The sequence below is a fragment of the Bovifimicola ammoniilytica genome (assembly GCF_025567085.1).
Taxonomy (GTDB): Bacteria; Bacillota; Clostridia; order Lachnospirales; family Lachnospiraceae; genus Bovifimicola; species Bovifimicola ammoniilytica.
Window position 1 is genome coordinate 264,635 of sequence record NZ_JAOQJN010000003.1, and the last position, 15,696, is coordinate 280,330.

The 15,696-nt window shown below is 34.7% G+C and carries 16 protein-coding genes; 4 read left to right on the forward strand and 12 right to left on the reverse strand.

Features of this window, described 5'->3' with window-relative positions; translation table 11 throughout:
* Nucleotides 1–77: 77 nt before the first annotated feature.
* Nucleotides 78–1,343, reverse strand: a complete 1,266-nt coding sequence (locus OCV48_RS05045; protein WP_021982137.1) for a replication-associated recombination protein A — start codon at nucleotides 1,341–1,343, stop codon at nucleotides 78–80.
* A 164-nt stretch (nucleotides 1,344–1,507) separates the two neighbouring features.
* Between OCV48_RS05045 and OCV48_RS05050 the strand changes: the two genes are divergently transcribed.
* Entirely contained in the window at nucleotides 1,508–2,875 is a 1,368-nt protein-coding gene (locus OCV48_RS05050; protein WP_021982136.1) for a citrate/2-methylcitrate synthase, read from the forward strand.
* Nucleotides 2,876–3,071: 196 nt separating this feature from the next.
* On the opposite strand, the gene OCV48_RS05055 is transcribed toward OCV48_RS05050, so the two are convergent.
* Entirely contained in the window at nucleotides 3,072–3,398 is a 327-nt protein-coding gene (locus tag OCV48_RS05055; protein WP_021982135.1) for a DUF3837 family protein, read from the reverse strand.
* A 91-nt stretch (nucleotides 3,399–3,489) separates the two neighbouring features.
* On the opposite strand from OCV48_RS05055, the gene dpsA reads away from it, so the two are divergent.
* Entirely contained in the window at nucleotides 3,490–4,332 is an 843-nt protein-coding gene (dpsA, locus tag OCV48_RS05060) for a dipicolinate synthase subunit DpsA (protein WP_021982134.1), read from the forward strand.
* Between the two features lie 34 nt (nucleotides 4,333–4,366).
* Complete coding sequence (locus OCV48_RS05065; protein ID WP_021982133.1) at nucleotides 4,367–4,945, forward strand: dipicolinate synthase subunit B; 579 nt, start codon at nucleotides 4,367–4,369, stop codon at nucleotides 4,943–4,945.
* A gap of 64 nt (nucleotides 4,946–5,009) precedes the next feature.
* Here the strand turns inward: OCV48_RS05065 and rpoD are convergent, their stop codons facing one another.
* The 5 genes from rpoD to OCV48_RS05090 form a co-directional block, all read right to left on the reverse strand.
* Nucleotides 5,010–6,155 carry an RNA polymerase sigma factor RpoD gene (rpoD, locus tag OCV48_RS05070; RefSeq protein ID WP_147591384.1) on the reverse strand — a complete coding sequence of 382 codons (1,146 nt, stop codon included), beginning with the start codon at nucleotides 6,153–6,155 and terminating at the stop codon, nucleotides 5,010–5,012.
* A 153-nt stretch (nucleotides 6,156–6,308) separates the two neighbouring features.
* Nucleotides 6,309–7,205: a diacylglycerol/lipid kinase family protein gene (locus OCV48_RS05075; RefSeq protein WP_021982131.1), complete on the reverse strand. Its 897-nt coding sequence runs from the start codon at nucleotides 7,203–7,205 to the stop codon at nucleotides 6,309–6,311.
* A 181-nt stretch (nucleotides 7,206–7,386) separates the two neighbouring features.
* On the reverse strand, nucleotides 7,387–8,130 hold the full coding sequence (locus OCV48_RS05080; RefSeq protein ID WP_147591311.1) for an NPXTG-anchored protein: 744 nt from the start codon (nucleotides 8,128–8,130) through the stop codon (nucleotides 7,387–7,389).
* A gap of 434 nt (nucleotides 8,131–8,564) precedes the next feature.
* Nucleotides 8,565–9,392: a hypothetical protein gene (locus OCV48_RS05085; RefSeq protein WP_021982129.1), complete on the reverse strand. Its 828-nt coding sequence runs from the start codon at nucleotides 9,390–9,392 to the stop codon at nucleotides 8,565–8,567.
* A gap of 432 nt (nucleotides 9,393–9,824) precedes the next feature.
* Nucleotides 9,825–10,796 carry a hypothetical protein gene (locus tag OCV48_RS05090; protein WP_147591312.1) on the reverse strand — a complete coding sequence of 324 codons (972 nt, stop codon included), beginning with the start codon at nucleotides 10,794–10,796 and terminating at the stop codon, nucleotides 9,825–9,827.
* A 312-nt stretch (nucleotides 10,797–11,108) separates the two neighbouring features.
* Between OCV48_RS05090 and OCV48_RS05095 the strand changes: the two genes are divergently transcribed.
* Nucleotides 11,109–11,885 (forward strand): hypothetical protein, encoded by a 777-nt coding sequence (locus tag OCV48_RS05095; RefSeq protein WP_147591313.1) that lies wholly within the window; start codon nucleotides 11,109–11,111, stop codon nucleotides 11,883–11,885.
* On the opposite strand, the gene OCV48_RS05100 is transcribed toward OCV48_RS05095, so the two are convergent.
* The 5 genes from OCV48_RS05100 to OCV48_RS05120 form a co-directional block, all read right to left on the reverse strand.
* Entirely contained in the window at nucleotides 11,858–12,421 is a 564-nt protein-coding gene (locus tag OCV48_RS05100) for a phosphatase PAP2 family protein (RefSeq protein WP_262559103.1), read from the reverse strand. The two genes, OCV48_RS05095 and OCV48_RS05100, sit on opposite strands and share 28 nt — an antisense overlap.
* An 86-nt stretch (nucleotides 12,422–12,507) precedes the next feature.
* On the reverse strand, nucleotides 12,508–12,747 hold the full coding sequence (locus tag OCV48_RS05105) for a hypothetical protein (protein WP_147591314.1): 240 nt from the start codon (nucleotides 12,745–12,747) through the stop codon (nucleotides 12,508–12,510).
* A 14-nt stretch (nucleotides 12,748–12,761) separates the two neighbouring features.
* On the reverse strand, nucleotides 12,762–13,949 hold the full coding sequence (gene gltS, locus OCV48_RS05110) for a sodium/glutamate symporter (protein ID WP_147591315.1): 1,188 nt from the start codon (nucleotides 13,947–13,949) through the stop codon (nucleotides 12,762–12,764).
* 47 nt (nucleotides 13,950–13,996) lie between these two features.
* Entirely contained in the window at nucleotides 13,997–14,971 is a 975-nt protein-coding gene (locus tag OCV48_RS05115) for a TAXI family TRAP transporter solute-binding subunit (protein WP_147591316.1), read from the reverse strand.
* Nucleotides 14,972–15,015: 44 nt separating this feature from the next.
* Complete coding sequence (locus OCV48_RS05120) at nucleotides 15,016–15,561, reverse strand: histidine phosphatase family protein (protein ID WP_021982122.1); 546 nt, start codon at nucleotides 15,559–15,561, stop codon at nucleotides 15,016–15,018.
* Between the last annotated feature and the right edge of the window lie 135 nt (nucleotides 15,562–15,696).

Genomic DNA, 15,696 nt, shown 5'->3' on the forward strand with positions numbered 1-15,696 from the left:
CAAAATTCTTATCTGAATTTTATCACAAATGTCGTTCTATTACTAGTATGCATTGTAGAATTAATATCTCTGAATGTCTAGTCTGCTTCGAAGAATTTAACGTCTTTTATCTCGTCTGGTAAATACTGTTGTTCCACATAATGTCCCTCGTAATCGTGAGGGTATTTGTAGCCAATCCCATGACCTAATTCTTTCGCTCCACCGTAATGTGCATCTTTTAAATATGCCGGTATCTGATATGCAGGCTCTCTTTTTACAAAATCAAGGGCTTTGTCAATTGCCATATATGCAGCATTTCCCTTAGGTGCATTTGCAATATATAAGACTGCCTCTGCTAAAGGTATCCTTGCCTCCGGCATTCCTAACTGATGCACTGCTTCTGCTGCCGATACAGCAACGACTAGTGCCTGTGGGTCTGCAAGACCTACATCCTCTGCTGCACATATCATAATTCTTCTCGCAATAAAAGTAACACTTTCTCCTGCATTTAACATTCTCGCCAGATAATATATGGCAGCATCGGGGTCAGAGCCTCTCATGCTCTTTATAAATGCTGATATCGTATCATAATGATTATCCCCTGACTTATCATAACGAGGATTTCTCTGCTGTACACATTCCTCTATGGTATCAATATCGATATGAATAACTCCATCCGCCCTTCTGTCCGTTGTAAGAACTGCTAATTCTACTGCATTCAAGGCTGTTCTTGCATCTCCATTGGCAATATCTGCAAGAAAATCAATGGCATCTTCACTCATTTTTGCACCATAAGCCCCCATTCCCTTAACTTCATCAGATATTGCCCTGTTAATAAGAATCTTTATATCCTCTTTATCTAATTCCTTTAATTCAAATATGGTAGACCTCGATATAAGTGCACTATTTACTTCAAAATATGGATTCTCTGTTGTAGCACCTATTAAAATAATTGTACCATCTTCGACAAATGGCAGCAAATAATCCTGCTGTCCTTTATTAAATCTGTGAATCTCATCCACAAACAAAATTGTACGTTTTCCATACATACCGAGACTATCCTTAGCTGCGTTCACTACTTCCTCCATGTCTTTCTTACCCGCAACCGTCGCATTAATCTGGCGGAATTCAGAATCAGAAGTATTAGCAATAACCTTTGCAAGTGTGGTCTTGCCAGTTCCCGGTGGCCCATAGAAGATGACCGAGCTTAACTTATCAGCCTTAATTGCTCTGTATAATAGCTTATTCTCACCAAGAATATGCTTCTGCCCTACCATTTCTTCAAGTTTCTCCGGTCTCATTCTTGAAGCAAGTGGTGATTCCTTACTCTTAGCATTATTTCTCATATATTCAAATAAATCCATTTTAATCTCCATTTCACATAAATCTCTAATAATTTTACCACTATTCCAGCTCTTTAACAATCATATTAAGTTTTATAAATTCTATTAAGTTTTTCTAAATTCTGTTGTTAGTGCATTTGTTTTATGGTAAAATAAAGTTTATTACGGAAAAAGGGGGTTTTCATTTGACTGAAAACAATTATTCAACAATTACACCGGAAATAACTAATCTTTCTAAGCTATGTTTGGATAATAGTTCAATTGACCCATCGTTATATGGTAAATATGATGTAAAACGTGGACTTAGAGATATTAACGGAAAAGGCGTACTTACTGGTTTAACAGAAATCGCAGAAGTTCGCTCGTATATCACAGTTGACAGCGAAATGATTCCTTGTGAGGGTAAGTTGTTTTACCGTGGTTTAGATATCGAAGATATCGTAAACGGTTTTGTTTCCGAGAAAAGATTCGGTTTTGAAGAAACCACATATTTATTATTATTTGGTAAGCTTCCAACAAAGGAAGAATTAGATTCATTTAATGCATTGCTTGGACATTATCGTTCATTGCCTACAAGTTTTGTACGAGACATAATCATGAAGGCACCAAGCCACGATATGATGAATACATTAGCAAGAAGTGTGCTTACTCTCTATTCATATGATGATGCTGCTGATGACATTTCAATTCCTAACGTCCTAAGGCAATGCTTACAACTCATAGCTTTATTTCCACAACTATCTGTTTATGGCTATCAGGCTTACAAGCATTATCACGATGGTCAGAGCTTATTCATTCATTCGCCTGATCCTAATCTGTCTACAGCAGAGAATATTCTTCATCTGTTAAGACCAGACAGCAAATATACTGAATTAGAAGCGCGTATCTTAGATATCGCATTAGTTATCCATGCCGACCATGGCGGTGGTAACAATTCTACTTTCACAACTCACGTAGTATCATCATCAGGAACTGATACATATTCAACAATTGCCGCATCTTTGGGTTCTCTTAAGGGTCCTAAACATGGTGGTGCAAATATCAAGGTTATCCAGATGTTTGACGACATGATGGAACATGTATCCGACTGGACAGACGAAGATGAGATAAAGGCTTATCTTTCTGACTTACTTAACAAGAAAGCATTTGATAAGGCCGGATTAATCTACGGCATGGGGCATGCTGTTTATTCTATATCAGACCCAAGAGCAAGAATCTTTAAAGGTTATGTTGAAAAGCTTTCTAAAGCAAAAGGGCTTGATAAAGAATTCGCATTATATTCAGCAGTAGAACGTCTTGCTCCTGAAGTAATTGCTAAGGAACGCCAGATTTATAAAGGTGTAAGCGCTAACGTTGACTTCTATAGTGGTTTTGTATATAGAATGTTAGGACTTCCTATGGAACTCTACACGCCTATATTTGCAATCGCAAGAATTTCAGGTTGGAGTGCTCACCGTATTGAGGAATTAATTAATGCCGGTAAAATCATTCGTCCTGCTTATAAGAATGTAGCAAAGCACATTGACTACGTTCCAATGTCTGACAGAGGCTAATTTTTTAAGAGGATAATATTGATACAATTATTTTCTGATGAATATATCAACAAAAGACTAACTGGTTAACTTTAGCCTGTTAGTCTTTTTAATATTTTCTTATCAATTTTCTTAGCAATTGTTTTACCAATACTTTTTACAGTTACTTTTATTTCACATTTTAATAGCAGTTTTTGTAAATTTCAAGCTGAATTATTTACAAACTATCTTCTCTGCTGTTAACTAATATTTCTATATCTTTCATCGTCTCATTAACCATGTCCTTAACCTGGTATCTGTCAATGAGCTTTATTATTGTATTCGACATATCGCTCAACTTTGATACATCTGATTCTTCCAATATTTCATTAAATTTTTCTTTAATCTTACCCGGCTCATCTATCCCTTCGAAATTCATCTTCACTCCAAGTTCCCCTAATACAATTCCCATACCTGCTGCCATTTCCACATTTCCGATAAATATATTAGGCGGATTAGTTGTGGTTTTCTTTTTAACAGCATCATAAATAATATTATAAATCATAGTGCATTACTCCTTTCTAATTTTCAATGTCACATCTACTGGCTATTATCATATCTTATATTATAAAACAGAATATAAATATTGGAGTAGTATGAAAACTCAAAATAATATTGCCATTATAGGCGGTGACACAAGGCAGAAATTCTTATATTATGAACTTAGGAATCAGGGATATAACATTTATCCATTTTATATTGAAGATGTTAATGATACACATTCTATCTCTGAACGCCTGCCACTATGTAATCTTATACTATTTCCTATTCCATTTTCCAAGGATAAAATAAATCTATATTCTAAAATTTCTACCCAGATAAATATAGACTATCTCCTTACACTTATCAATCCCTGCTCTGTAATATGCGGAGGCTGTTTCAATAACGATTTTATCAGTAAATGTAATAACCTAAACATTGTAACAAAGGATTTAATGGATATTCCATCTTTCGAGTTATATAATTCCATAGCAACAGCTGAGGGAACTGTTGCAGAAGCAATCTGCACAAGTCCGATAAATATCCATAAATCACATTCTCTTGTGTTAGGCTACGGTAAATGCGGTATGGCGCTCGCAGCAAGACTTAAATCATTAAATGCCATAACATACGTTGCCGCAAGAAATCCGGTTCAATTGTCTATGGCATACGAACAAGGGCACAATCCTATTCCACTAAATGAATTAACAAGACATATTAATAAATTCGACTTTATTTTCAATACCATACCATCTTTAATTCTTAATCGCAACATATTAAGTAATGCAAATACAGAAGCAACCATAATAGATATTGCCTCTAATCCGGGTGGTACCGACTTTGAAGCCTGTAAGCACTTCGGCATAACCGCCAGACTTTGTCTGTCACTTCCCGGCAAATATTCACCAAAAGCCTCGGCACAGATAATCAGCAGATGCATTGTCTCTATGCTGAATTAATATATAATAACTTGCTCAGAAATGGAGGTATAAAATGAAACTTGCAAATAAGACCGTAGGTTTTGCAATTACCGGCTCTTTTTGTACATTTGCCAAAATCAAAACCGAACTTATTCATCTGACCAGGGAAGGCGTAAACGTCATTCCTATTTTTTCATATAATGCTTATACAACTGACTGTCGTTTTGGTAAATCAAGCGACTTTGTTAAATTTGTCGAGGATACAACCCAGAACAAATCTGTTGTCACTATAGCCGAAGCCGAAAAATTCGGTCCAAACAAAATACTTGATATCCTTATAATTGCTCCTTGCACCGGAAACACACTTGCTAAACTTAATAACGGAATAACTGACACACCTGTTCTAATGGCTGCTAAAGGTCATCTACGAACAGGCAGACCTCTTGTCATCTCCTTATCTACTAACGATGCCCTCGGGATGAATTTTAAAAATGTCGGTTCACTGTTAAACTGTAAAAATATATATTTCGTTCCATTCGGTCAGGATAATTGTGTTGCAAAACCTAATTCAATGATTGCACACACAGAATTAATTATTCCTACCCTGGAAAATGCCTTAGATTCTAAACAGATACAACCGATATTAGTTTGAATTTATAAGATATAACAAATGCCGCTATAATCAGCGGCATACATATACATATTTATATTTCATTCTAGCTTTGTAAGAAATCCTTAATCTTCTTGCTTCTTACAGGATTACGAAGCTTTCTAAGGGCTTTCGCCTCAATCTGACGAATTCTTTCTCTTGTTACATTGAATTCCTTACCAACTTCTTCAAGTGTTCTTGGATGTCCGTCTTCTAGTCCAAATCTCAGAACAATAACCTGCCTCTCTCTTTCTTTCAGATCCATTAACAACTGGTCTATATGTTCTCTAAGCATAACTGCCTCTACATTTGCCTCAGGTGTTACCGTATTATTATCAGCCACGAAATCTCCTAAGTTAGAATCATCTTCTTCACCAATAGGTGTCTCTAATGAAGCCGGTTCTCTCGCTATCTGCATTATCTCTAACACTTTACTCTCTGTCATATCAAGAGCCTCTGCAAGTTCGGCTGCTGATGGCTCATAACCAAGTTCAAGAGTAAGTTTTCTCTGCATTTTAGACATTCTGTTAATAGTCTCAACCATATGAACAGGGACACGAATTGTTCTCGCCTGGTCTGCTAATGCACGAGTAACCGACTGGCGAATCCACCAAGTAGCATATGTACTTAGTTTAAATCCCTTATCATAATTGAATTTCTCTACGCCCTTAATAAGTCCAAGATTACCCTCCTGAACTAAATCCAGAAAACTCATTCCTCTTCCTGTATATCTCTTAGCAATACTTACTACAAGTCGTAAGTTTGCTTCAATTAATCTATCCTTAGCATGCTGGTCACCCTCAGCTTTTTTCTTGGCAAGACGCAATTCCTCTTCCGCACTAAGCAATGGAACTGTACCTATCTCTTTAAGATACATTCTTACAGGATCTTCAGTACCAACACCCTCTAATAAATCTATTGCGTCTAAATCTATATTCTCTTCTTCTTCAAGCTCTTCATCTGTAGGCTCAAGTAATAATGCATCTGGTTCAACAAGTTTACCATCTTTAGTAAACTCCGGTTCCATTTCCTCTGCCTGTGAGACCTCTATCTTATTATCTTCTAAATATTGATATACCATATCCATCTGATCGCCAGTTAACTTTGCATCTTTACAGAATTTGTTAATCACACCAAACTCTATTGTATTATTTTTTCCTTTTGCTTCTTCTACTAATTTTCTTAATTTACCTAAGAATTCTTCTTCAACCACCAAAATCGGTCCTTTCTCTTCATCTAATTACATTATCTCTTGTACGTTGCAACATTATACACAAAAAAATAGCTGATGTAAACCAGCTATTTTGAATTTTCTGAAATTTGTTAAAAAATATGATTTTTTGTCACTTTTATTCGAAAAAATCATCTATTTTTTTGAAATTCCAGACATAATCTTTATAGCTTTATTATAGTTAACTACTTTTACTCTCTTTGGCGAACCACCATATTCACCATCTAATACCCAAGGCACCTTTTCATCAGCATCAAAAATAATCTTAGATGCCTTAAATGAAATAACACTGTCTGTCTTGATGTCCATTCCTAATAGTGCGCCAAGAATAAGTTGTAAATCTAACGGACTCTTTGGTTGTTTAATCAACATAACTTCAAACATTCCATCATCTATTACAACATTTTTGCCTGTTATACCTTTAAAACCACCTACTGAAATAGAATTCGTAACCATTCCATACAAAAATTCTCCTTCAACATTGCCATTTTCATAACTTACGCTCATATGATATGTCCTAAGTGAAGTAAGTTTAGTAACAGCTTCTATAATATATGCCGGATGCCCTAATATATTCTTCATCTCTTGTGGTGTCATATATGAAACGTCTGTAAATGCACCAAAGGCTGCAATGTATACAAACTTCTTCTTACCAAATCCTCCGATATCAACCGATATCTGCATACCATTAACAGCAACTGATGCAGCTTCAATCATTGATTTAGGCAATCTTATACCTTGTGCAAAATCATTCGTGGAGCCTGCCGGTATATAACCTAAAACAGGTCTTTCCGGTAATTCCATAAGCCCACTTATAACCTCATTAAGTGTGCCATCACCACCACTACATACAATCATATCATATTGATATGCAAAATGTATTACTTTTTCCTTTGCATCAAGCCTCTGTTGTGTAGGATAAACTTCTACCTGATATCCATGCTTAACGAAACAGTCTACAATATCTGACAAATTTTCTTTAATCATACCCTTACCGGAATATGGATTATATATAAATAGTAAATTTTTCATTTTGATCCTCATTTCTGAACAATATATTTGCAAAATATAATTGTGTATCAAAAATTCTTTCTTCACTTTTTCGTTTCATTGTAACACATTTACGACAATTTTACCACACTTTCACGCAAAAAAGAAGAAGTCAGTACTGACTTCTTCTAAAAGTTTATTATTTGTTCGTTATTTCTTAAGATTAAGCATTAGCTTTTTTCTTAGAAGCAACATATGCAACTGCTGCTAATAAACCAAACATAACTACTGAAACTGCTACTGTATCGCCTGTCTTAGGTGCATTTGTATTTGAAGATGTACCTGTTCCTGCTGCATTGTTATCTGCTCCTGCTGCTGGAGTGCTTTCTGCTTTAATTGCTGATGTGTAGCTTTCTGGAGCTGTTGCTGAGTATTCTGCTTTTGTTCCATCATATGTTACATAAACATCAGTAACTGCACCACCAAATTTGTTAGCGATAGTTTTCTTGTTAAGTAATATGTTATCTGTCTGTGCCTTAGCATCTGTATCTGTTGTTTTAATACCAGAATTTCTGACTGCCTCTAAGTCAATTTCTCTTGTTGTATCATTTATTGTTGTATCACCAACGTAGTTGTTGAAGATTACTGCAATACCATCTGCTGTGTATGAATCAGTGAATGTAGCTGTGATTGTCTTCCAACCTGTAGCTTTGTCATCATCCATTTTAGCACCTGGCCAAACAATTTTATCACCTGTTTCTTCTTTAGTAATTACTGCACATTTATCCTTAGGTGATACGTTTGTGTCAAATGCGATACCCTGATAAATCCAAGCTCCTACTGTTTCCCAGTTAGCTCCATTCTGGAAATGAAATGTTACCTGCTGATCTGCAAATGCCATAACACTTGCTGACATTGTCATTGCTGCTGTTAATAAAACTGCAACTGCTTTTTTAAGTTTTCTCATTTTTTTCTTCTCCTTTTTTATTTCTTATTTTTGAACGAGCTAAGCCCGTTTCAATTATCGTAATTATATACCAGTTTATTTCATTTTGCAATACTTTATTGTTAATATTTTTAATTTTTTATTAATTTACTTTCTTTTTTTGTACATATTTCACACATAGCTATCATACTATGAAGATAATTATCATTCTGCCTATATCATACACTAATTTCATGGTGCTTTTTTACTCTATAGAAGATGTCTCATTCATATTTTAATACAGTATAGTTTTACTTATAAATGAATAAAGAATGTCGCTTGCGACATTCTCCGCCTGCGGCGGAGCGTTTTTTGCCTACCAGGACAATTTCAAGGAATTTTCCTGGTAACCAAAAAAAGGTCACTGCCTTTTAGCAATGACCTTTTATTATCTCTTAATATCTGTTAGTCAGAAATTAGTTCTTTTTCTTTTTAGAAAAAGCTACGATTGCACCGATTACTACAACTACTACAACTACGATAACTACGATAACTACTGGAGAAACACCATCTTTATCATCATCTTTTGTTTCTTTCTTTGATGTATCTGCTTTAGATTCATCTTTTGTTTCATCTTTCTTAGAATCATCTGTTGTTACAGTTTCATCTTTCTTATTATCGCCTGTGCTGTTAGCTGGTTCATATGTACCGCCTTCTTTTTCAACACATTCTTTAATAAATGCTTCATATGCTGCATCATCAAGTGCTACATCTGAATATCCATCAGCTTCGATAGCTGCCTTGTTAGGCTCTACAAAGTTAGATGAATCCTCGTCTTTTGAATGATATCTAACTACTGTAGGAAGTGCTTTCTGATTCTGGATAACTACTACAAAACCATTAGCTGGTTTAACATATACTTTATATTCGCCTGTCTCAAATGTACTTCTGAACTGTGACTGGTTGTCTGCCCAAGCTGCATCTGGATTACCAAGACACATCTGGAAGTTCCATGCAAAATCTACAGCATCCTTAACAACTTTGTATTCTTTATCACCAGCTACAACACAGTTACCTGTATATGTGTATACACCTTCCATACCGTCAACTGGTTTCATAATCTGATCTTCATTTGTTGGTACCCAACCTACTGTTTTGTCACCTTCATCTGTACATCCAAAGATGTGTGGATTACCCATGAATGAGTATGTTGAATCTTCGTCTGCAAATGCAGTAATTCCCATTGCAGCAATCATTGTTGCTGTTGCAACTACTGTTGCAATTTTCTTAATGATTTTTCTCATAATAAAAAATTCTCCTTTCAAATATCTGTTACATTTTCTTGTAACTTAGTTCTTAAACATTATATCTCAAAATAATTATATTTGCAATCTCTTTTAAACATTTTTTATACATTTCGTTTATTTTTTTTTTATAAACTGTGAATTATATACAAATAATGGCAAATATCATCTTGTTATTCTTAAATATTCCAACGTCCAAACCACGTTATGTCATTATGGAATAAAGAATGTCGCTTGTGACATTCTCCGCCTGGGCGGGTTGCTATAGCAACATTTTCTGTTTCGCCGCAGTGCGATCCTCGCGGAGCGTTTTTTACTTACCAGGACAATTTCAACGAAATTTCCTGGTAGGTAAAAAGGAAGTGCAACTTAATTGCACTTCCTCATAACTTTTAGATTAAATCATTCTAATTAATAGATTGTCCTATCTAATTAAGCTTCTTTCTTCTTTGCAACTACTGCAACTGTTGCAACTGCTACGAATAATACTACCATTAATGCTACTGGTGCAACATCACCTGTCTTTGTAGCCTGGTTAGCTGCTGTTGTAGCTGCTGCTGTTGTAGGAGCTGCTGTTGTAGGAGCTACTGTTGTAGGAGCTTCTGTTGTTGGCTCTTCTTCAGCTTTCTTTACATAATCTGTACCAGTTTTGATGTAGTTAGCTAAACCTTCAACATTTGCTTTGTATGTTCCATCAAATAAAGAATATGTTAATTTTGTGCTTGCTGCAACTTTAGTAAGATCAGCCTGTCTGTCTGCTGAAAGCTGAGCTTTAAAATCATCTACTTTCATAGCTGCAAGTTCATCTACTGTGTAGAATTTCTCATCACGATCGTTTGTTACCCAGCCAACTGTATAATCTACTGCCTTGCCTTCTGCATCTTCGATATAAGCTGTAGCAGTTCTTGTATCATAATAAAGTGTTACTTCTGTATCTGCTTCAAGATTATCAACTGCAATAGCTGATAAGCATGTAAATGAATCGTTTGCTTTGTAGTTAGGCTCGCCTAATAACATTCTTGACCATCCACCCTGTACATAAGCATCTCCATCTGAGTAGTTTCCTAAGATTGAGAATCTTCTCATATATTCGTTAGTATCTGCTCCTGTTTCATCCATTACTGGTGCTGGAAGAGTAAACTTGAATGAAACTACGCCTTCTCTGTCTGTTTTAGCAAGAACTGCATCTGGATTTTTTGCATCCCATCCTGTAGCATTACCTGCTAATAAGTAGATGTACTCACCATCATCAAGGTCTGTAATCTGCTTCTTTGTTGTAGTTGTACCATCCTCATTCTCTATTGTTACATCCTCAACTGTGTAACCAAAAGCTGTTGTGAAGGTTCCAAATACCATTGTTGCTGCTAACATTGTAGCTGCGATTTTCTTAATAGATTTTCTCATTTTAAATCCATCCCTTTCTATTTTTTTGTTTGTATTCTTTTGACACTACTGTCAATATCGACATTATAATATATTTCTTTCTGTCTTGCAAGCAATTTTGTAATTTTTTTCAAAAAAAATTAATAATTTATTTAAAATTTATGCACATTTACTTTAATATGCACAAGTTTCATTATATATACAACTCTTTTTATAAATTATTTACTTGTTTATGCATATCCCATATGTTAAAATACCCACTATGATTAGACATATTTAACAAAGTGTGAATCTAAATATAGACTAATAAAAATATGAAAGGACTTAACTGTAATGAGTGCAAATGACAATATTAATAATCCGGATAACAAACCAGATATAAACAGCTCAATTGATGACGAAGTTAAGAAAACCAGATTAGACAAGGATTCTGAAATCTACAATAAGAACCGTTCAGAAACTCTTAATAAGGAAGAATTCAATAAATTATCCCGTCGTGAGAAATTCCTATATTATAAGGAATATTATGTTCCATATATTCTTATTGTACTTGCAATCGTAGTTGCAATGACATATGTAGTGGTTTCCATACATAAAACCGACAAACAGAAAGAGTCTTTCTATTGTGGTATGATGACAGGTGTACAGTTTGACAAAGAAACGATGGATGAAATGCCAGATAAATTCACTGAGTATCTTAAGACCAAGACAGGCTATAAAGGATATATAAATGCTGACAGAACTTACTTCGAAGTATTCTATTCTACTTTCACTGATGATATCCGTTTAGATGGCTTCTTTGATAAGAATATGTTCGATATATTTATTACCCGTGAAGATACCTTTAAGAATTACATAGGTAATGGTACAATTAAGGACCTGTCAAAGGTTCTTCCAGATGATTTACTTAAGAAGGTTGAAGATAAGCTTGTATATGCAACCAAAGGTGATTCTTCTGAATCAATTCCTTATGGTATATTACTTGATGATATAGATTATAAGTTTTACGATGGTGCAGGGAATCCTGTCGATCCCCCAATTCTCTCTATTCCTATTAATACAACAAGATTAGAAGTTGCCATTCATTTTATAGAATTCTTGTTCCAGTAATTTTTTCTTTCAATAATTTTTTCAATCCAGCATACAAACAGACTTATTGCAGTTGCAATCAATGCTCCTGCAATAACATCTGATGGATAATGAACACCTACATATAATCTTGAAAATGATATTAAGAATGCAAGTGTTAGTGCAGGTATACCATATTTCTTTGGTAAATTTCTAAACATTATAATAGCCGCTACAAATGAACTTGCTGTATGACCTGACGGAAATGAATAATCTCTTTGTATTCCGACAAGTGAAGTAAGTCCGGCAATCATATCATAAGGCCTTGTTCTTGCTACAAGATTTTTCAAGATTATATTATTAATTATAAGCGACAACAATAATCCTGATATTACCATAATACCTGTTTTTCTTGTCTTCTTAGGTATCAGTAATCCCATAGCCATTATTACCCATATTGCACCACCATTTCCAAGTGACGTTATAAATATCATAATATGATTCAATATATCATTTCGCATATTGTTCTGAATCCACAATAATATGTTTTGTTCTGCAATCATTAAATGTTCTATCATAATAATCCTCATTTCCAGGCAACTTTCCACTTTTATATAAATACGGGATATTTTAATACAGATTATTTTCTTTTGCAACGTGATGTTTATTTCTTCCTATGTATATGAATCTCAGGCATCGCTACAGTATCATATGTAATATTATCATTTACATCATTACTGTTTTCTGATTCAGCCAGTTCTTCACATTCATCTTCTTTCTTCGCCACACTAGTTGTATGGATCTCAGGTACAGCAAGATAATTATAGTCCATCCTATACTTTTTCTTCTCTTTAATTTCCTTAATCTTGAAATATTTTTCTCTTTTCTTTCTTTTAAAAAACATCTTCACAACCTCCATTACAGAATATTAATAAATAATGTTATTACAAGACTGTTTATAAAATCTGCAAATAAACTGCCAATCAACGGAATTAACAGATAGGCCTTAACTGATGGTGCATATTTTTCACATAATACCTGCATATTAGCCATTGCATTAGGCGTAGCTCCCATTCCGAAGCCACAGGTTCCTGCTGCTAATATTGCCGCATCATAATCCCGGCCCATTATGTTAAACACTACATATCTGGCAAATACATATATCAACACTACCTGTATCATCAACAATACTACAAGTGGCAATGCCAGATCTGATAACTGCCAGAGTTTCAATGTAATCATCGCAATACCCAGGAATAATGACAGACTTATACCACCCACATCATTAATTTCGCCCATGTGTATATTGAATTTTCCTGTATATTCATCAATATTTCTTATAAGTGCTGCAGCAATCATGGCCCCAATGTATACTGGAAATGTCATACCGGTAAGTGTCAGAAGTTTTGAAAATATCGTACCTATACCTACTGCAATAATTAACTGGAATACTGCTATCGCGTACATATTGGTATGTCTTTCATGCTTTTTCTCATCTTCAACTAAAAGGCTGTCATCTTCCGGTACAACTGTTGACAAGAGATTTTTCTTTTCAATAAGTTTTCTTCCAATAGGACCTCCGATAAGACTTCCTGCCACAAGTCCAAACGTGGCTGCTGCCGTACAAATCGTTGTTGCTCCCGATATATTAAAATCTTCTAAAACTGGTCCAAATGCACCTGCTGTTCCGTGTCCACCGACCATAGGTATGGAACCTGTACACATTCCTATTAATTTATTAAGTCCTAACAGAGAGGCAACACCAACTGCTAAAAAGTTCTGTGCAAATATCAGAACTACCACCAATAATACAAATACTATTAATGATTTTCCCCCTTTTTTTAAGACCTTAAGATTGGCTTGAAAGCCAACCGAAGTAAAGAAAAATACCATACACACTTCTCTTAACGTATCATCAAAATCAAACTCTGCTATCCCTGTCACATAACATACGCAAGTAAAAATTGCAAAAATAAGTCCACCGACAACTGGTGCCGGAACACAGAATTTTTCCAAAAAATTTATTTTCATTTTCAAAAATTGACCTAGCATCAGAACAACTACTGCAATAGCCAGAGTCTGATACATATCTAAATGTATAATCATTATTTTCCTCATTTCCGAATAATTTACTATGATGCAATATTTAAAAATTATTGATTATTTTCAACATCTATTCCATTCTTTTTATAATATTTTGCCGCACCTTTATGAAATTTAATCGTAATTCCCTGCGTCACGATATCTTGTGTCAGCTCTAAATCTGTCATACTATTAAATTGTAGTTCTTTACCATGTTCAAACAGGCACTTTGTTATCTTATAGACGATATCTTCATCTAATTTATCACTTGCAAGAAGAACTGACTCTACACCAATAGTCTGTATATCCTTAGTCTGACCCTCATAAGTATTAGCAGGTATATTATATTCCATAATGAAATCATATGTTGATGTAATTTTTTCCATCTGATTATCGTCTATACTTAACAAACGTATCTTACTTCTGCCTGCAAGTTCATCAATAATTTCTGTTTTAATACCTGCCGTACAGAATAATGCATCTATTTCACCATTTTCCAACTTATTTACGGCTGTTTTATAATCATAATTCTTCATTTCAACAAGTGTATCATTATATCCATACGCCTGTAATATCTGCTTTGCATTTCTTTCTGTTCCTGATTCATATTCTCCAATACTTACCTTTCTACCTTGTAAATCATCAATAGATAAAATATCCGAATCATTCATCACGACAATCTGGCATGCTTCAGTATAAAGTCCTGCTATTGCTGAATATCCTTTATAAGTACTATCTATAAATTCTCCTGTCCCATTATATGCATCATCAATTAAATCCGCCTGCGCAATTCCAAGTTCGATATAATTCTTAGAGAGTAACCTAAGGTTTGCTGCAGAACCTGCAGTTTCTTTTACCTTAACCTTTAAATTTTCTTCCGATGATATCTTATTAGAAAATTCTCTTCCAAAAGAATAGTACATACCACCCTCTCCCGCCGTTCCAATTCTTATATCATATTTTTTCATACCACAGCCGCCAAACGATATCATTATTGTAAATGATATGGCAACTGCAAGTATGGTACTTAGAATCTTTATTCTCATAAACTTTACTCCTTTTCATAGTGTCGTATGTTTTTACTATGTCATTATAACTTCATCAAGCGACAGTTTTCGATTCCTGCATCCCAGAATTTCTCTACCGGAATATTCTTCACCTGACATAAAATACTTGAATTCATGGCTCCATGTCCGACTATAAGTATATCTCTCCCCTCTGCCAGCTGAGGCTTTACTACTTTTTCCAGGAAATCACCAGTTCTTGCATATAACTGTTCAAGACTTTCACCGCCTTCTACTCCTTTATAATTAGCAGGATCTTTAAATAATACTCTCACCGGACAATTCAGGTCTCTTATACAATTTGCTGTCCCTTCATATATTCCGAAACTCATCTCCTTTAACCTGTCATCAGGTATTATATCTATATTTCTGCCCTCAAGAAATATCTTAGCTGTCTCTCTTGCCCTTACAAGTGGCGAACAATAACATATGTCAAAATTGATATCCTTATATTTTTCCCTTGCCTCCCTTGCCATCTCTCTTCCCTCGTCATTTAACGGAATATCGGTACGACCCTGCAGCTTATGAAGTTCATTCCAATCTGTTTTTCCATGTCTCATAATATATAACATATAATTTTCTCCATTTTTTCTATAAAATCTGTTATTAGTTATCTTATAACAATCTTGTATTTTAGTAAACGTCTGATTACAGACCATAGACATTATTTACCCTAAAGGACTAAAGAATGTCGCTTGCGACATTCT